Consider the following 17,617-nt stretch of genomic DNA (forward strand, 5'->3'; position numbering starts at 1 on the left):
TGGGCGCTTTTTTCATGTCAGCCATTGCGAGTCCCTTGAGAGGAAGAGGGCGGCCGGAACGGGGCGAGTCCGGGCGGTTGAGAGAGAGCGCCGCGCGGGCTTCCCGTATCCGCTCTCCCGAGGCATTTCCCATGACCCTGGCTTTGACATCAGCGGCGGCCGACGCCGCCGCATCCCCTCCTGTCGTTCCCGTTCCTGCAGCAGAGGTCGCCGCGTTCGGCGCGGCCCTGCGTCTTCTGACCCACCTCGAGCGAGGCGAGCGCATCGACGCCGCTGCGCTACGCAGCGCGATGGAAGCAGCGTTCGGCGCGTCGGACACGACCGGCGCCTGGATCTGGAAGACGGCCTATGACGCCTGCGAGGCTGCGACCGTCCTCTTCCTTCAGAAATACGGCAAGGCGCTTTTCCGCAAAGCCGCTTCTCCGGCTGCACGGCTTTCCGCCATCACGAAAATCACCGGCCTCCTGCCGACGCACACGCGCCGCTCCGAGGAAAGTCAGGCATTGCAGCAATTTTCGACGCCGACGCCGCTTGGGCTCGCCGCCGTGACCGCGGCCGCCATTGCGCCGGGCGACCTCGTGCTTGAGCCGTCGGCCGGCACCGGGCTGCTCGCAATCCTCGCCCAGATCAGCGGCGGCGAACTTCTCCTCAACGAGCTGTCCGACGCCCGCGCCAATCTGCTCGCCGCTCTCTTCCCAGCCATCGCCGTCTCGCGTTTCGACGCGGCCCAGATCGACGATCATCTCCCGCCGACCCACGCGCCCGCCGTCGTCATCATGAACCCGCCGTTCTCGGCCATGGCCCATGTCTCCGGCCGCATGAGTGATGCCGCCTATCGGCATGTCGCCTCGGCCCTGGCGCGTCTCGCCGACGGCGGCCGGCTGGTCGCCATCACCGGCGCGAACTTCGGGCCCGAAATCCCGGCCTGGACCGACGCTTTCAGGCGGCTCCAGAAGTGTGGCCGCGTCGTCTTCACCGCAGCGATCGACGGCTCGGTCTACGCTCGGCACGGCACGACGATCGAGACCCGGCTGACCGTCATCGACAAGCTCCCGGCTGACGATCCGGCCGTCTTCCCGGCCTCTGCGGGCGTTGCGCCCGATGTCGCGACTCTGCTCGGCTGGGTCGAGGCTCAGGTCCCCTCACGCCTCGCTGCCGCTACGCCGTCAGCCCCGCCTGCCGGTCCGGCCGCTCCACCGCGCATTGTGCGCGGCTATCTCGCGCGCGCCTCGGCGGCTCGCCCAGCCGCGTCGCTCGCCATTGAGCCGGAGGGGGCCGAACTCGCCTATGAGACCGTCGACTGGACGCCGCCCGAGGGCGCGCGTCTCACCGAGGCGATCTACGAAGAATACGGGTTGCAGTCGATCCGCATCCCCGGCGCACAGGCGCATCCGACCAAGCTCGTGCAGTCGGCGGCCATGGCCAGCATCGCGCCGCCCAAGCCGAGCTACCGGCCGATGCTGCCGGCGAACATCTGCGATCTCCTGTCCGACGCCCAGCTCGAAACCGTCATCTTCGCCGGCGAAGCCCATTCCGACTTCCTCGCCGGATCATGGACGGTCGATGAGACCTTCGATCTGGTGAAGGCTGCTCCCCCCGACGCCGAAAACGCCTTGCGCTTCCGGCGCGGCTACATGCTCGGCGACGGGACCGGCGCCGGTAAGGGCCGCCAATCAGCGGGCATCATCCTCGACAACTGGCTGCGCGGCCGCCGCAAGGCGGTCTGGGTCTCGAAATCCGACAAGCTGATCGAGGACGCGCAGCGCGACTGGTCAGCGCTCGGCATGGAACGGCTGCTGGTCACGCCCCTCTCGCGCTTCCCGCAGGGCAAGCCCATCACCCTGTCGGAAGGCATCCTATTTACGACCTACGCCACGCTACGCTCCGACGACCGCGGCGAGAAGGTTTCGCGCGTCCGGCAGATCGTCGATTGGTTGGGCTCCGATTTCGATGGAGCCATCATCTTCGACGAGGCGCACGCCATGCAGAACGCCGCTGGCGGCAAGGGAGAACGCGGCGATGTCGCCGCCTCGCAGCAGGGCCGCGCAGGCTTGCGCCTCCAGCACGCCTTGCCGAACGCGCGCGTGACCTATGTCTCCGCCACCGGCGCCACCACGGTCCACAACCTCGCCTATGCGCAGCGCCTCGGCCTCTGGGGCGGCGAGGACTTCCCCTTCGCCACCCGCGCCGAATTCGTCGAAGCCATCGAGGACGGCGGCGTGGCGGCCATGGAGGTGCTCGCGCGCGATCTGCGTTCGCTCGGGCTCTACACCGCCCGGTCGCTCTCCTATGACGGCGTCGAATACGAGCTGATCGAACACCAGCTCACCGGCGAACAGCGCGGCATCTACGACGCCTACGCCGGAGCCTTCGCGGTCATCCATAACAATCTCGATGCGGCGATGCAGGCCGCCAACATCACCGGCAGCGACGGCACGCTGAACAAGCAGGCCAAGTCCGCCGCTCGCTCGGCATTCGAGTCCGCCAAGCAGCGCTTCTTCGGCCATCTGCTCACGTCGATGAAGACGCCGACGCTGATCCGTTCGATCGAAGGCGATCTCGATGCGGGCCATGCTGCCGTGATTCAGATCGTCTCGACCGGCGAAGCCTTGATGGAACGTCGGCTGGCGGAGATTCCGACCGATGAATGGAACGACGTGCGCGTGGACATCACGCCGCGGGAATACGTCCTGGACTATCTCGCCCATTCCTTCCCGGTGCAGCTCTACGAGCCCTTCACCGACTCGGAGGGCAATCTGTCGTCGCGTCCCGTCTATCGGGATGGCCAGCCTGTCGAGAGCAGGGAAGCCGTCGCCCGTCGCAACGATCTGATCGAACGGCTCGCATCGCTCCCGCCAGTCCCTGGCGCGCTCGACCAGATCGTGCAGCGTTTCGGAACGGAGACGGTCGCGGAGGTGACGGGCCGATCGCGGCGCATCGTGCGCAAGGGCCATCGCCTCGTCGTCGAGAACCGCGCGCCATCGGCGAACCTCGCCGAGACCAGCGCCTTCATGGACGATCAGAAGCGCATCCTCGTCTTCTCGGACGCGGGCGGCACCGGGCGTAGCTATCACGCCGCACTCTCCGCGCGGAATCAGCGCCTGCGCGTTCACTATCTATTGGAACCGGGCTGGAAGGCGGACGCCGCCATTCAGGGCCTCGGTCGCACCAACCGCACCAACCAGGCGCAGCCACCGCTGTTCCGACCGATCGCCACGGATGTGCAAGCGGAGAAGCGCTTCCTCTCCACTATCGCCCGCCGCCTCGACACGCTGGGCGCGATCACGCGCGGCCAGCGCCAGACCGGCGGACAGGGCCTGTTCCGGCCCGAGGACAATCTGGAATCGACCTACGCGCGCGATGCCCTTCGCCAGCTCTATCTCCAGATCGTGCGGGGCAAGGTCGAGGGCTGCTCGCTCCAGCGTTTCGAGGACGCCACCGGCCTGAAACTGATGGATGCCAACGGCATCAAGGATGAGTTGCCGCCGATTACGACCTTCCTCAACCGGCTGCTCGCCCTCACCATCGAGCTGCAAGGCATCCTGTTCACCGCCTTCGAACTTCTGCTCGAGGCGAAGGTGGCGGGCGCGATCGCCAGTGGTGTCTATGACATCGGACTGGAGACGCTGACGGCGGAGAGCTTCGTCGTCACCAAGCGGACCACCATCTACACCCATCCCGCGACGGGGGCGGAAGCGCGTCTTCTCAGCCTTGTCGAGCGCCGCCGCAATCGGCCGACGTCGACGGAGAGCGCGCTGGCTTGGCTGGACGATCCGCATGCCCGGCTGCTCGTGAATGAGCGCTCTGGCCGAGCCGCCGTACAGATTCCGGCGCCGTCGCTCATGCTCGATGATGGCGAGATTGAAAGCCGCGTGCGGCTGATCCGGCCGATGGAGCAGCATCACGCCTCGCTGAAAATGATGGCCGACAGCCACTGGCGGGAGGTCGATCGCGAGGCCTTCGCCGCCATCTGGCAGCGCGAGGTGTCGGAGGTCCCGACTTTCGCCGAGAGCACGATCCATATGGTCAGCGGCCTGTTGCTGCCCGTCTGGAAGCGCCTGCCCAACGAGTCGACGCGCGTCTATCGCCTTCAGACCGATGACGGCGAGCGCATCATCGGCCGACGCGTCTCACCGGCCTGGGCCGCCAACGCTGCCTCGACCGGCGCGACCAACCTCGGCGTGGAGGACGCCTATGCGGCCCTGATCGACGGCCGCACCATTCTCGACCTTGCCGAAGGCCTTCAGCTTCGCCGTGCCCGTGTCATGGGCGCGAACCGCATCGAACTCTCCGGATTCACGGACGCGATGCGCGACCGGCTGCGGAGCTACGGGCTGTATAGCGAGATCATCTCGTGGAAGCTGCGCTTCTTCGTGCCCGTCGACGCTACCGGCCCGACCATCCTCGGAAAGCTGCTCGACACCTATCCGCTGTCGCGCATCTCCGAGCGGGAGGCGGCATGATGGCACGGATCGACGCCTCCGATCTGGCGCACCGTCTCGGCCGGCAGGCCGAGGCGGTCTGCCGCCACTACCTTTCCAACGGTCGCCGTCAGGGCGGCTATTGGCAGGTTGGCGACGTTCGCAACGCCAAGGGCCGCTCGATGTTCGTGCGGCTCCGCGATACGCCGAAGGGCCCAGCGGGCAAATGGAACGATGCGGCCACGGACGAGCATGGCGACCTGCTCGACGTGATCCGGGAATCGCTCGGCCTCATCGACTTCACCGATGTCGTCGAAGAAGCGCGCAGCTTCCTCAGCATGCCGCAACCCGAACCACGACCGGCGCCATCACGACAGGGCAGAGCGCCAGCCCCATCGGGATCGTCTGAGGCGGCGCGCCGCCTCTTCGCCATGTCGCAGCCGATCGCGGGCACCATCGTGGAAACGTATCTCCGTAAACGCGGGATTACGGCTTTGCACGGAACCGGCAGCCTGCGCTTTCATCCGAGATGCTATTACCGGCCCGAGGATGACGGCCCGACCGAAACCTGGCCGGCGATGATCGCCGCGGTCACCGATCTGGGCGGCACGATCACCGGAGCCCATCGTACCTGGCTCTCGCCCGACGGCTCCGACAAGGCGCCGATCGACACGCAGCGCAAGGCAATGGGCGATCTGCTCGGTCATGCCGTCCGCATCGGCGTGCCCGGCGATGTGATGGCGGCCGGCGAAGGCATCGAAACCATGCTGTCGTTGCGTCAGGTCATGCCCGACATGGCGATCGCGCCCGCGCTCTCGGCGGCGCACCTTGCCGCCATCCTGTTCCCGTTGACGCTTCGCAGGCTCTACATCGTCCGCGACAACGATCCGGCAGGAGACGGCGCGCGGGACAATCTGATCGAACGCGCCAATGCGGCGGGGATCGAAGCGATCGTGCTTTCGCCGGTGCTCGGGGACTGCAACGAAGATCTGCGCCTGCTTGGACTCGATGCGCTCCGGTCGGGAATCCGCGTGCAGCTCGCCCCCCAGGACGTCGCTCGCTTCATGGCGATCGCAGCATAGCCGGTATCTGAAAGCGAGGCGGCCCGGCGCCGCCTTGCTCCCTGGCTGCTGGACCCGTCAGAGGGATCACGCCTCGGCCTTCGAGAGGGCGATCGGCCGTCAGCCGGGCCGGATCGGCAATGGCTGCGGCCGACGATTTTCCGGCGGCGCATGTCCACCCCACGCGGCAGGCCGCGCGGGGACCCCGAACCCGCGCCTTTCCATCGCGAAACAAAATCGGCGGCCTACGCGATCCTCCGCTGACGCTTCGGCCCTGCGCCTTGCTCCGGGTGCAGGTCCGACCCGCCCGACGGCTTCGTCGCCATGAAGGCCGCGACGGTCGCGGTCCAACCGACGGAGCATCCCATGAACGAGCACGACGACTTCGAACCGCACCACGACTCGTCTCCCACCAACGACATGCTGCAGGAACTCCAGCTCTACGGCTACCGCCCCTCCGAGGACGAACCCGATCCCCGCCCGGTTCCGGAAGACCGCGTCATCGAAGGAGCCGTCGCAGACATCTTCGACGCCCTCATCGCCACCCTGGCCGACACCAGCCTCGATCACGACCTCAACGAACTGCTCTGGTCGACCGTCAATATGTTCCACCGCGCCGTCAGCCGCGTCGAAGATACGCTCGACGACAACGAACAGGGCCAGAAGCGCCTCCAGCGCGAACAGGACGGATCCGAGGTCAAGTCGCTGCAGCTCGAGAACCTGATCGACATGGGCAAGAGCCTGATCGAACGCCGCGACAGCCTGGAAGTCTTCCGCGAAAGCGCCGCCGAGCATTACCTTCGCGTCACCGGCTCGCCGTGGTCGCCCCGGACCGGATCACGGGTCAACCATCGCCATCTCACCGCCGCGATGATCGACAGCCGCGACTTCCTCGCCGCCAAGCGACGCGCGGAAACCGAGCTGCTGGTTCCGGCCGGGCCGAAGATCGCCTTCTCCGGCGGCGACACCACCGACCACCAGGCCATCTGGACCAAGCTCGACCAGATCCACGCCAAGCACCCCGACATGGTGCTGATGCACGGCGGTACGCCCAAAGGCGCCGAGAAGATCGCCGCCCGCTGGGCCGACAGCCGCAAAGTGCCGCAGATCGCCTTCAAGCCCGACTGGACGAAGCACGGCAAGGCCGCGCCCTTCAAGCGCAACGATCAGATGCTGACCGTCATGCCGATCGGCGTCGTGATCTTCCCCGGAACGGGCATTCAGGACAATCTCGCCGACAAGGCCCGCAAGCTGGGTATTCCGGTCTATCGGTTCGGATCGGGCGGCGCGTAAGCGCCGCCCTCGGCTGTTGCCTCCAACCGACGTCGACGTGCCCGAAGGTCGGAACTCCGCCATGCCTCGTGTAAATCAATGCAAATCAGGCGCAGCAACCGGGTTGGATATTTCTGATATCTTGGCATCTTGGCGCGATGCCGGACCTTCTACCATTCCCAGATGACTTCGCGCCGGACCTTCATCTCTCCGAGACGTTCCGGCGAAACGCCATGTCTCAACTCGACTGCGCCGTCTGGGCGGCCAAGAAATCCATCGATAGCCTAGCCCTTCACTCGATCGCCATCGCCACCGAGTTGTTGCTCAAATCTCATCTGCTCCGCACCGCAAGCACCGACGCCTGGAACCGTGCGCAGATCGGTCACAATCTCGATCGGGCAGCCCGATACGCCGAACGCGCCGGTCTGAACCTGCCATCCCGACTCGCGCTCGTTGTCGATCAGCTTCATCCGTATTTTCAGCGCGGCGGATTTCAGCGCGGCGGTCCGCGAGCCTGGCCGGCGGGATTTGCGGATGATGCCTGCGACATTGTGCGTGAACTCGCTCAAACGGTCTTTGATCATGCACGTCAGGACGCCCACGGCTCCTGAAGCGAAAACGACCACACCCCATTGCGCTGATCCTTGGTCCGGCCGCGGGCCTGACGCCATCAACCCGTAAAGGGTCGGACTACGCGAGACGCGTGCCGCCGCTCCGGCTGCGCCTGCGCGGTGATTGCGGCCCACGGCCGGACACTTCGGGCGCCTGTCAGCGGGGGATGGTCCTCCGCTCAAAGCCGGAGCAATGTCCTTCCCCGACGCCCACGCCTACGCCTTCAGCCTCGCCACCACCTTGATGGCCGTCATCGTCATCTTCCGAGCCGGCGACGGCACTCTCTCGGTCACAACCGCCAACGAGTTCGACGGCGATGAAACCGAGATCGTCAGTGAGATCGATCCGTTCGCCCCATGACGGGGCGACGGCCGTCCGGCCAAAGCGGATACCGATAGGTTTCCGTTCCCGACGGCGCTATTCCCTGCTAGAATAGAGCAGCGCCGTGGTGGTGGTGGAGGCGCGACCGTCAGACCATTCTCACGGAGAAACCACCATGATCTTCCTTGGCATTCTTCTCAGTTTCGCCGCCATTGGCTTCCTCTGCTGGCTGCTCTTAACGCTTGCCGTCTATGCGCTCCCGTTCTTCGTAGGCGTGAGCCTCGGCATGTGGGCGTATGGCACGGGCGCCGGATGGCTCGGCGCGATCATCGTCGGCTTCGTCGGGGCTGGTCTCACCTTCGGCGTCGGCCAGTTCCTGCTCGCCACCGTCCGCCCGATCTGGGCGCGCCTCCTGATCGCCATCGCCTTTGTCGCGCCTGCGGTGATCGCGGGTTTCCACGCCACCCATGGCGTCGTGAAACACACCATGCCGTCCGAGACCTGGCAGATCGTGTTCTCGATCATCGGAGCTGTCGCTGTCGGCGTGACCGCCTTCGCGCGGATCATCGGCATGGCGGCCTCCGACCCTTCGGCGGGCCAACTGTCTCGCGTCTGATGCGGAAAGCCGTGAACGGCCCCGGCTAAGAGAGATATCACGTTCGTGTCCTTTCGGATGGCACAGAGCAGGCGAGCGCACGGAATGCCAAGGCGAGTCCCGGGCAGGCGGCCGCGTATTGAGCGGATGGGGGAGCAGCGTTTGTAACGGCAAGCCGACCATCTCCGGCGAGCGGTGCGATCTTGCTGTTGGCGTCTGGGACAGAGGTTGCGTGCGATGGCCCGGAATGAGGCGATGGAGTCGGTGACGTCCGGCGAGTCTTTGGCGGCAGCGTGTGGCCTGGGTCTCCGCGTTCTGTCCATTCAGCGACCGCTCCATACGGCCTCTTCAATGGCCTGATCTGGCCGAAGGACGGCTGCGCCTCGAGCGCCTATGCCACAATGGCGCGTCGCGACTTTCTTCCCCTGCCGGCTGCGCCGTCATTCCTCGCGAAACAACAAAGTCGCGCCTGCGCCATCCTCCGCGGTGCTCCGGTCGCAAGCGATGTGTCGTCGCCCGCCTCCGGCCTGCCGATCGCCATCGAGGCCGCAATGGTGCGGGCTCGAAAATGGATACGGAGACCTACAATGGCCACCATCGGCACCTTCAAGAAGACCGCCTCGAACGAATACACCGGCGACATCGTCACCCTCAGCGTCCAGGCCAAGAACGTCCGCATCGTCCCCGACCTGCGCGCCAGCGGCGAGAACGCCCCCAGCCACCGGGTCCTGGTCGGCCGCGCCGAAATCGGCGCCGCCTGGTCCAAGCGCTCCAACGAGGGCCGCGAGTATCTGGGCCTCAAGCTTGACGATCCGAGCTTCAACGCCCCGATCTACGCCAACCTCTTCGACGACGAGGACGGCGACACCTTCTCCCTCATCTGGTCCCGGCCCAACGGCCGCCGCACCGACTGAGGCGGACAAGGCCCCGGCCGAAAGGCCGGGGCCGCCACCGCATCTCGACCGAATCACCCGCGTCATCAAACGATAGTCCGAGTCGCGCACCGGCGTCGCCGATGCTCATTTCTGGTGACGTCGCGATCAAGAGCGACTATTTTAGTCGTAGTTCTGGAGTGCGTATTGGCCCTGATGGGAGGTGATCATGCATGATCACCGCCCGACAATCACGGGCCGCGCGCGCGTTGCTGGGTTGGACACAGGAGACGCTCGCTGACAAGGCCCAGGTATCGCTGACCGCGCTCAAGCGCCTCGAATCCGAAAGCGGACTCGAGGTGTACGAGACCACGCGCGATCAAGTTCGCAGGGCGCTTGAAGCAGCAGGCATCGTTCTCCTGTCAACTGACCGAGGACATGGAGTGCTGCTCGTTGACGATCGCGGAAATCGAAAGACGTGACTGGTTGCAGCAAAGAGCTTTCGCCGAGTCAGTATCCGTCGTTTCTCGAGAGACCTCCATCCCGCATGAAATCCAGCGAGAAAATGGGCTCAAGTTGAGCGAGCTACGCCATGGTTGTTCCCTTTGACGATGATCCGCCCTCCGGCCAGGAGCTGACCGACTACGACAGGTCGCACATCAAGCTCTATATGCGCCTGCTTGATGCCACTGCCGACGGCGCGGATTGGCGGGAAGCCGTCGAAATCTTGTTCGGCATCGACCCGCACCGCGACCCCGAGCGCGCGCGTCGCGTCCACGACGGCCATCTGGAGCGCGCACGCTGGATGACGCAGATCGGATATCGGCTGCTTCTGCGCGAAGGCTGCAACTGACTGGCATAAACGGGCGCTTCGTCATCGCGGTGCCGCCGCGGCACCGCGCGGTGCCGGCTCTCTGGCTTCCCACAACCTCCATGCGAGGGAATCAATTCTCGCTCGACTTGCGCAATCCAAGGCGGGGTTGAATATGAGGCCCGATACTTCTCGTTGGAGAGAGACACCCACTTACGACTACTTCGATCAGCTTGCGATCGAGGGGCTGGCGTGGGAGTGCCTGCGGCGACACGAACCCTACCAACGAACCTATCGCCAGATCCTGGAAGAGACGGACGTGGCCGAGCCGCTGCCATTGGAAGCACAGCAACAGTGGGGTTTGCGATTTCCCCGCACGGCCGGGTTTGTCCGCTCTGACACAATCCGTCCTCTGGTCGCCTGCCGTCGTCCCCTCCGTTCTCACGCTGGCGCCGGCTCCAGAACATCTGTCGCTCGGTGAAGCGCCTCCGCTTAGCCCGCTCGATATCACCCGCGACAGCCCTGAAGGAGAACTCGCTTTCTATGGCGGCGATTCTCCCCTTCAGACTCTCATGATGCCCGGCAGCGACCCGACAAAACCCGTCGTCGCAATGATCCCGTTCGATGCCGATATGCTCGGCCGGATCGAGACGCTAACGCGACTCTGGCGCAGCCTTCGCGGCCAAAGACCGCCGCCCGATACGCGGATGACCCAGCAGCAGCGCCGTCGTCTTCGCCGAATGATTCAGGCGGCCGACGGTCACATGAACGGCGCGAGCTATCGCGAAATCGCCATAGCGATTTACGGCGAGCCGCGCATTTCGGCCGAGTCGTGGAAGACCTCGCCTCTACGCGCCTCGGTGATCGGCCTGGTCAAAGGCGGCCTCGACGCCATCAACGGCGGGTATCTCAATATGCTTCGTCACCGCCGTCGCTCGTGATCGCCCTGAGGGGTGAGGAATTTAGCTCCGCAAGTTCCTCATCCCTCCCGTCGCCCTTCCTTCGCCACCGTGGTCGTTGTTCGCCGCTGAACCGCAGCGGCTTCCCGCAACACCACGGAGGCCCGATCCATGCGACCCGATACCGCCGTTCTACCGCCACGCTTCCTGCGGACCAAGGAAGCCGCAGAATTCCTCAGCCTTTCAGCCCGCACGCTGGAGAAGCACCGCACCTACGGGACGGGCCCGGCCTATCGAAAGCTCGGCGGCCGCGTCGTCTATTCCGTCGACGACCTTGAAACCTGGGCCGACCGTGGCGCCGTCACCTCGACCTCCGACCCGCGCGGTTCGGTCCTTCCTGCCAAACGCCAGACGCCATCGACGGGCCAGCCCGTCGGTCGCTTCGCACGCTGATCGCGCCCGGTCCGTTCATGGCGGTGCGGCGTCGTCACCCATCGGAGCGCGGACAGCTCGACCTGTTTCGGGCGCTCCCTGGCGACTTCGCGCCAAGAGACGCGCAGGATCTCATGACCTATCCCTTCTTCTCTCTTTCCAAATCCCATCGCACCGCGCCGATCGACTTCGCCGCCGGCGACGTCGCGATCCGCGTGGAAGCGGTGCCCGATCATGGCATGGCGACCATTTGGGACGCCGACATCCTGATCTGGGCGGCGAGCCAGATCGTCGAGGCGCGTGACGCCGGGCTGCGCACATCGCGCCTGATGGCCGCCACTCCCTACGAGATTCTCACCTATGTCGGTCGCGGCACCAGCTTGCGCGACTACCAACGGCTCAAGGCCGCGCTCGACCGCCTGCAGTCGACCACCGTTTCCACCTCGATCCGACAACCGGCCGAAGGACGCCGCCATCGCTTCTCATGGATCAATGAGTGGCAGGAGCGCACCGACGGTAACGGCCGCCCCGACGGGATCGAACTGATCGTCCCCGACTGGTTCTACAAGGCCGTGCTCGATGACGCGCTCGTCCTGACCATCGACCGCACCTATTTCGATCTGACCGGCGGCCTCGACCGTTGGCTCTATCGCCTGGTGCGCAAGCACGGCGGCCGCCAGCGGGCGGGGTGGCGTTTCGATCTGCGTCATCTTCACCAGAAGTCGGGCAGCCTCTCGCCGTTCAAGCGCTTCGCCTTCGAACTGCGCGATATCGTCCGCCGCCAGCCGCTCCCCGGCTACGCCCTCTTTCTGGAGGTGGAGATTGGCGGCCGCGTTCTGCTCGCCTTCGAGCCGCACCCACCTTGTGGAAAACCTGTGGACGGGCTCGTGCTATCGGGAACCCGCACTATCGTGCCATCGGGAACCCTTGGCTCGTGCTATCAGGAACCCAAACAGGGTCTAACGCACAGAAAGCAAAGCCGAAAGCGGCCCCTTAACTTAGAGTCTAACCAAGAATCTAACTCTGAAGAGCGCACGTGCGATGTGGAAAACCTCATCCGTGCGACGGCGCGCAACCTCAGCGCGGCTTCTTCCGGTCGCAGAGCCGCTGACCCGAAAAGCGCGCAGACGAAGCTGTTCGACGATCGATCCCAAGCCGGTCAGCGTCCTTTCCGAGACCGCTCGGGAGGGGTGCGATGATCGTCGCGTTCCTCAATCAGAAGGGCGGCGTCGGGAAGACGACGCTCGCCCTCAACCTCGCTGGTGAACTGGCCAGCCGCGGAAAGCGCGTCACGGTTATCGACGCTGACCCGCAGGGGTCAGCGCTCGACTGGTCGCAGCAACGTAGTCGCGAAGGCCTTCCGCGCCTCTTCGGCGTCGTCGGCCTGGCGCGCGACACGCTGCACCGGGAGGCGCCCGAGCTGGCGCGCGATGTCGATCATGTGGTGATCGACGGTCCGCCCCGCGTCGCCGCGCTGATGCGCTCGGCTTTGCTCGCCGCCGATCTCGTCCTGATCCCGGTGCAGCCGTCGCCGCTCGACGGATGGGCGTCGGCCGAAATGCTCGCGCTCCTCGCGGAAGCTCGCATCTACCGGCCTGATCTTCTGGCGCGCTTCGTTCTCAACCGCTGCGGCGCCCGCACAGTCCTGGCGCGTGAGACCGCCGAGATGCTGGCCGATCACGACCCGCCCGTGCTCGCCACAACCATCGGACAGCGCATCGCCTTCGCTTCGGCCGCGCAGACCGGCCGCCTCGTCTGCGAGCTGGACGAGGCGGCGACGGCGGCCCGCGAGGTCGCGGCGCTCGTGAACGAAATCAGCCGCCTTCGCGCAGGGAGGGCGGGCACATGAGCGAGCGCCCATCGCGACGCGGCTTCGCCAAGCGCCCCGCCGACGCTGAGCAATGGATCAAGGCGGCTGACACGCCGCCACGCGATGCCGCCGCTTCCAGCTTCACCGCGCGGCTGACCATCGACATCACGCCGGATCTGCGCGGCCGCATCAAGATCATCGCCTTCCAGCGCGGTGTCACCGTCGCCGACATGCTGCGCGCGCTGCTCGAGCGCGAATTTCCTCCAACCGATGGAGCCCCCTCATGACCGGCACTGCGGCCCCCCGCGTGCGCGGCGGTCCGATGCCGCCTGCACAGCCCCACGAAGACATGACCCATGTCGAACTGACGTGGGTGGAGAAGAAGATCGAATACTGGATCAGGTTCGGTCGCCAAGCCCACGAACAGATTCTCGACCGCCGTCGGCGTGTCGTCGGCTTCCAGCCGAACGCCGTCTTCGCCTTCGTCCGCTGGGCCGCCAACGACTACGGCACCATCATTTCGCGCATCGACATTCTGCGCGCGATCGTGCCGGGTCAGTCCTATCAGACGGTTCCCTTCGTGCGCCCCGGCGGCGAAATCCTGCTGAAGGTTGAGGGCTGGCCGAAAGTCGAGGACGTGCTTCGGCACATCGACGCCATCGAAGCGCTCGGCGTCGATGCCTGCGACGTCGCGCCGGACCATTGGCGTCACGTCGCTCATCGGGCACAGGCCGGTCACGCACCGCGTCCATACACGGCCGAGCGCCATCTGGCGTGGCTCAAGCGGCGGGAAATCCAAGGATGACCCGTTCCGGCTATGTCAAAGCCACGGCTATCGCCACGCTCGGCGTGGCGCTCGCCATCGCCGTGCCGACATCCACCAAGCTGGTCTGGAACGTCACGCCCAGCGTCCCGATCGGACTCTACAGCATCGCGCCTTCCCATCGGCTCGAAGTCACCGATCTGGTCGCCGTCCTGCCACCCGAACCGCTGGCCGGTTTCATGGTCCGGCGCGGCTATATCGGTCCCGATGTGCCGCTGCTGAAGCGCGTGATGGCGCTGCCGGGACAGCGCGTCTGTCGCACCGGCATGGCGATCACCGTCGATAACGTGCCGCTCGGCGATGCCCGCGATCGCGACCGCATCGGTCGCGAACTGCCGATCTGGCAAGGCTGCCGACGGCTCGTCGCCGGTGAAGTCTTCCTCATGAATCCGGACGCGGCTGACAGCCTCGACGGGCGCTACTTCGGTCCGCTTGCCGACACCGCTGTGATCGGCCGCGCGACGCCCGTCTGGACCGACGAAGACGGCGACGGCCGCTTCGTCTGGCGCGCACCGACGCGCTGATTGCTTCCATTTTTCCACCCGCAACCAAGGAGACTTCCCATGCAAATCGGTATGTTCACTCGCGAAGCAAACGGCTTCACCGGGCAGATTCACACGCTGACGCTCGCCTGCGATCTCGCCATCATCCCGGCCGAACCCTCCGAGACGGAGAACGCGCCGGACTACCGCGTTCACCAGGGCAGTGACGAAGGTCCAGAAGTCGGCGCGGGCTGGATGCGCGCCGGCGAACGCGCCGGCGAGTACGTCGCGCTAGTCATAGACGATCCCGCTTTTCCGCATCCGATCCGCGCCAATCTCTTCCGTGACGACGACGCCGGTTCGGCTTGGTCCCTGCATTGGAGCCGTCCGTCCAAGCGCGACGCAAAGGACTGACGCCATGCAGCGCGCCGTCCTTCTTCTCCTTTCCGGCCTGGTCCTGACAGCGAACGCGGCGTTGCCCGTTCGCGCGCAGACCTCGACACCGGCGCGCACGGCATCCGTCGATCCGCACGCCGGTTACGTCGCCGAAGCCTCGCAGCGCTTCGGCATTCCCGAAGCGTGGATCATCGCCGTCAAGCGCGCCGAAAGCGCCGGCGACGTGCGCGCGATCTCTTCGGCCGGTGCCATGGGCCTGATGCAGGTGATGCCCGACACATGGGCAGGGCTTCGCGTGCGCTATCGGCTCGGTCGCAATCCTTACGACCCACGCGACAACATCCTCGCGGGGACGGCCTATCTGCGCGAGATGTACGATCGCTATGGCACGATCCCCGCCATGCTCGCGGCCTACAATGCAGGACCCGGCCGCTACGACGAGCACCTCGCGACAGGGCGTGCGCTACCCGCCGAAACCCGCGCCTATGTCGCTCTTCTCGCCCCTCAGCTCGGCTCCGCAGCGCTGTCGAGAGGCGCGCCCGCTGCCGCACCTCCGCCGCCCGATTGGCGCGAGGCCCCACTGTTCGTCACGCGATCCGCCGACGCTCGTTCTGCCGTCGGGACACCATTCGGCGGCCGCTCACTCGACAGCCGCTCGTCCCTTCCGGCTGCACCGGATGGCGACGGAGGACCGCAGGCAACGCCCATCGTTCTTGCCCGCGATGATACCGGAGACCCGCAATGATGGCGCGGCTTCGCATTCGCACCGGATCGGGCTCCAGCGTGTCATGGAGGGCGCGAAGGAGGGAGACAGGCACAACAACCGCACGATGGCAGGATAAAACGGCGCACCGTGCGCTTCGGTCGGTTGGTTGTTTTTGCTGCATTTTTAGACGCGTTGCGCGCCGTGCCGGGGTTACGCGCACCGTGCGCCGAACCCGCAATCCATTGGGCTTGCGCGAATTTTCGCACCGTGCGGGGCTGCGCCATGGCCGATGAAAACGAATTCCGTGTCCGGCCTGGCCGCATTCGCTCGACCCGCGCGCAGTCGGTTCGCCCCTTCATCGCCCAGGCGCTCGCGGCCGCGAAGAAGGCCGGCGGCGGCGTGTCGCGTTCAGGCCGCGTCGTCTCCGGCAACCGCTCGCGGTTCGGACGCGGCCAGCGCGCCTCTATCCAGGCCAACAGGCTCATCACCGCCCGCACGCGCGGCGCCGTCATCAAGGCCCGCGTCGTGCGGCACTCAGCGCGATCGGCGCCGCTTGGCACCCACCTCGACTATCTGCGCCGCGACGGCGTGACCCGTGACGGAGAGAAGGCGCGGCTTTTCGGGCCGGGTGATGGCGAGGCGGACGGCCGCGCCTTCGCCGAGCGTTGCGAGGACGACCGGCATCATTTCCGTTTCATCGTCTCGCCGGACGACGCGCTGGAGATGTCGGATCTTCGATCCTTCACCAGCGACCTAGTCGGCCAGATGGAAAAGGATCTCGGCACGCGGCTCGACTGGGTCGCCGTCGACCACTGGAATACCGAGCATCCTCACGTCCACCTGATCGTGCGCGGCGTCCGTGACGACGGCCAGGACCTCGTCATCTCCCGCGACTACATCAAGGAGGGCATGCGCGACCGGGCGCGCGAACTCATCACCCAGGAGCTGGGGCCGCGCACCGATCTGGATATCCGCCGCACGCTCGAACGGCAGATCGAGACCGAGCGCTGGACGCAGCTCGACCGGCAGCTTGTCCGCGACGCGGGCAAGACCGGCATCACCGATCTCGCGCCACGTGCTGATCAGACGCCAGACGAATTCCACGCGCTGAAGGTCGGTCGGCTGCGCACTCTCGAAGTCCTCGGCGTCGCGGGACAGGTCGGCCATTCGCAATGGTTCATCAAGCCCGAGGCCGAGTCGGTCCTGCGCGAACTCGGCGAGCGTGGCGACATCATCAAGCGCATGCACCGCGCCCTGACCGAGCGCGGCATCGAGCGCGGCTCGGCCGACTATATCATCGCCGCTGAAAGCCTCGACGTGCCTATCATCGGTCGCCTGGTTGAGCGCGGGCTGGATGATGAGCTGAAGGGTACGGCCTATGCCGTGGTCGACGGGGTCGACGGGCGAACTCACCACATCAAGCTGCCCCATCTCGACGCCGCCGGCGACAGCGCTCCGGGTTCGATCGTCGAGTTGCGCAAATTCGAGGACGCGCAGGGCGAACGCCGCGTCGCGATCGCCGTGCGTTCCGATCTCGACCTCACCTCCCAGGTCACGGCGTCCGGCAGCACCTGGCTGGACCGGCAGGCCATCGCTCGCGAGCCGGCCTCGCTTTCCGATGGCGGCTTCGGCGCTGAGGTCCGCGACGCGCTCGACCGGCGCGCCGATCATCTGGTCGGGCAAGGGCTGGCTGAACGCCAGGGCAGGCGGATCGTCTTCGCCCGGAACCTGATCGAAACCCTGCGCCGCCGCGAACTCGACACGGTCGCTACCAAGCTCGCGGCCGAGACGGGATTGCCGCACAAGCCGGCCTCGAATGGCGAGTTCATCGCCGGCGCTTATCGCCAGCGCCTCACGCTCGCCTCCGGCCGCTTCGCCATGATCGACGACGGCCTCGGCTTCCACCTCGTGCCCTGGAGCCCTTCGCTCGAGAAGCAGCTTGGCCGTCATGTCTCGGGGGTCGCCCGCAATGATGGCGGCGTCGATTGGAGCTTCGGCCGCAAGCGGGGGCTCGGCCTCTAGCCGGATCGAGGAGAAAGACCGTCGGGCGAAACCGTCCTATGTGCGCGCCACAGTTTTCGGCTGTACTTCGCCTACATCTTTC

At 66.1% G+C, this 17,617-nt stretch carries 20 protein-coding genes; 19 read left to right on the forward strand and 1 reads right to left on the reverse strand.

What is annotated here, in order from left to right; translation table 11 throughout:
* The first annotated feature begins 131 nt into the window (after nt 1–131).
* The 3 genes from OCA5_RS01510 to OCA5_RS01520 all read left to right on the forward strand — a co-directional run bounded on the left by OCA5_RS01510 (nt 132) and on the right by OCA5_RS01520 (nt 6,775).
* Complete coding sequence (locus OCA5_RS01510; protein WP_012561395.1) at nt 132–4,463, forward strand: bifunctional class I SAM-dependent methyltransferase/DEAD/DEAH box helicase; 4,332 nt, start codon at nt 132–134, stop codon at nt 4,461–4,463.
* A complete protein-coding gene (locus OCA5_RS01515) occupies nt 4,463–5,503 on the forward strand; it encodes a DUF7146 domain-containing protein (protein WP_012561394.1) in 1,041 nt (346 codons plus the stop codon). Before OCA5_RS01510 ends, OCA5_RS01515 begins: the two co-directional genes overlap by 1 nt.
* 345 nt (nt 5,504–5,848) lie before the next feature.
* Nucleotides 5,849–6,775, forward strand: a complete 927-nt coding sequence (locus OCA5_RS01520; protein WP_012561392.1) for a DUF2493 domain-containing protein — start codon at nt 5,849–5,851, stop codon at nt 6,773–6,775.
* 263 nt (nt 6,776–7,038) lie between these two features.
* On the opposite strand, the gene OCA5_RS01525 is transcribed toward OCA5_RS01520, so the two are convergent.
* Complete coding sequence (locus tag OCA5_RS01525; protein ID WP_012561391.1) at nt 7,039–7,338, reverse strand: hypothetical protein; 300 nt, start codon at nt 7,336–7,338, stop codon at nt 7,039–7,041.
* A gap of 220 nt (nt 7,339–7,558) precedes the next feature.
* Here OCA5_RS01525 and OCA5_RS19230 point away from each other — a divergent pair, with 220 nt between their 5' ends.
* From OCA5_RS19230 to OCA5_RS01595, 16 genes are all read left to right on the forward strand, one after another.
* Nucleotides 7,559–7,726 (forward strand): hypothetical protein, encoded by a 168-nt coding sequence (locus OCA5_RS19230; protein ID WP_012561390.1) that lies wholly within the window; start codon nt 7,559–7,561, stop codon nt 7,724–7,726.
* A 136-nt stretch (nt 7,727–7,862) separates the two neighbouring features.
* Nucleotides 7,863–8,303, forward strand: coding sequence for a hypothetical protein (locus tag OCA5_RS01530; RefSeq protein ID WP_012561389.1), 441 nt, complete (start codon nt 7,863–7,865; stop codon nt 8,301–8,303).
* 566 nt (nt 8,304–8,869) lie between these two features.
* Nucleotides 8,870–9,196 (forward strand): DUF736 domain-containing protein, encoded by a 327-nt coding sequence (locus OCA5_RS01535; RefSeq protein WP_026782237.1) that lies wholly within the window; start codon nt 8,870–8,872, stop codon nt 9,194–9,196.
* 191 nt (nt 9,197–9,387) lie between these two features.
* A complete protein-coding gene (locus tag OCA5_RS01540) occupies nt 9,388–9,636 on the forward strand; it encodes a helix-turn-helix domain-containing protein (RefSeq protein WP_012561387.1) in 249 nt (82 codons plus the stop codon).
* A 110-nt stretch (nt 9,637–9,746) separates the two neighbouring features.
* On the forward strand, nt 9,747–10,007 hold the full coding sequence (locus OCA5_RS01545; protein ID WP_012561386.1) for a DNA -binding domain-containing protein: 261 nt from the start codon (nt 9,747–9,749) through the stop codon (nt 10,005–10,007).
* 133 nt (nt 10,008–10,140) lie between these two features.
* The gene (locus OCA5_RS19410; protein ID WP_244396124.1) at nt 10,141–10,446 is read left to right on the forward strand and encodes a transcriptional regulator domain-containing protein; all 306 of its coding nucleotides are present in this window, start codon (nt 10,141–10,143) and stop codon (nt 10,444–10,446) included.
* Nucleotides 10,352–10,906 (forward strand): DUF2285 domain-containing protein, encoded by a 555-nt coding sequence (locus tag OCA5_RS01550; RefSeq protein WP_012561385.1) that lies wholly within the window; start codon nt 10,352–10,354, stop codon nt 10,904–10,906. Before OCA5_RS19410 ends, OCA5_RS01550 begins: the two co-directional genes overlap by 95 nt.
* Nucleotides 10,907–11,035: 129 nt before the next feature.
* Nucleotides 11,036–11,317, forward strand: a complete 282-nt coding sequence (locus OCA5_RS01555; protein ID WP_012561384.1) for a helix-turn-helix transcriptional regulator — start codon at nt 11,036–11,038, stop codon at nt 11,315–11,317.
* Nucleotides 11,318–11,334: 17 nt separating this feature from the next.
* A complete protein-coding gene (locus tag OCA5_RS01560; protein ID WP_012561383.1) occupies nt 11,335–12,495 on the forward strand; it encodes a replication initiator protein A in 1,161 nt (386 codons plus the stop codon).
* Nucleotides 12,492–13,145: a ParA family partition ATPase gene (gene parA / locus OCA5_RS01565; protein ID WP_012561382.1), complete on the forward strand. Its 654-nt coding sequence runs from the start codon at nt 12,492–12,494 to the stop codon at nt 13,143–13,145. The genes OCA5_RS01560 and parA overlap by 4 nt, the downstream gene beginning before the upstream one ends.
* The gene (locus tag OCA5_RS01570) at nt 13,142–13,393 is read left to right on the forward strand and encodes a ribbon-helix-helix protein (RefSeq protein ID WP_012561381.1); all 252 of its coding nucleotides are present in this window, start codon (nt 13,142–13,144) and stop codon (nt 13,391–13,393) included. The genes parA and OCA5_RS01570 overlap by 4 nt, the downstream gene beginning before the upstream one ends.
* The gene (locus OCA5_RS01575; protein WP_012561380.1) at nt 13,390–13,911 is read left to right on the forward strand and encodes a DUF2840 domain-containing protein; all 522 of its coding nucleotides are present in this window, start codon (nt 13,390–13,392) and stop codon (nt 13,909–13,911) included. Before OCA5_RS01570 ends, OCA5_RS01575 begins: the two co-directional genes overlap by 4 nt.
* On the forward strand, nt 13,908–14,453 hold the full coding sequence (locus OCA5_RS01580; protein WP_012561379.1) for a S26 family signal peptidase: 546 nt from the start codon (nt 13,908–13,910) through the stop codon (nt 14,451–14,453). Before OCA5_RS01575 ends, OCA5_RS01580 begins: the two co-directional genes overlap by 4 nt.
* A 39-nt stretch (nt 14,454–14,492) precedes the next feature.
* On the forward strand, nt 14,493–14,825 hold the full coding sequence (locus OCA5_RS01585; protein ID WP_012561378.1) for a DUF736 domain-containing protein: 333 nt from the start codon (nt 14,493–14,495) through the stop codon (nt 14,823–14,825).
* Nucleotides 14,826–14,829: 4 nt separating this feature from the next.
* A complete protein-coding gene (locus OCA5_RS01590; RefSeq protein ID WP_012561377.1) occupies nt 14,830–15,552 on the forward strand; it encodes a lytic transglycosylase domain-containing protein in 723 nt (240 codons plus the stop codon).
* Between the two features lie 243 nt (nt 15,553–15,795).
* Nucleotides 15,796–17,535: a relaxase/mobilization nuclease domain-containing protein gene (locus OCA5_RS01595; RefSeq protein WP_012561376.1), complete on the forward strand. Its 1,740-nt coding sequence runs from the start codon at nt 15,796–15,798 to the stop codon at nt 17,533–17,535.
* The last annotated feature ends 82 nt before the right edge of the window (nt 17,536–17,617 follow it).

The sequence above is a fragment of the Afipia carboxidovorans OM5 genome (genome assembly GCF_000218565.1).
Lineage (GTDB): Bacteria > Pseudomonadota > Alphaproteobacteria > Rhizobiales > Xanthobacteraceae > Afipia > Afipia carboxidovorans.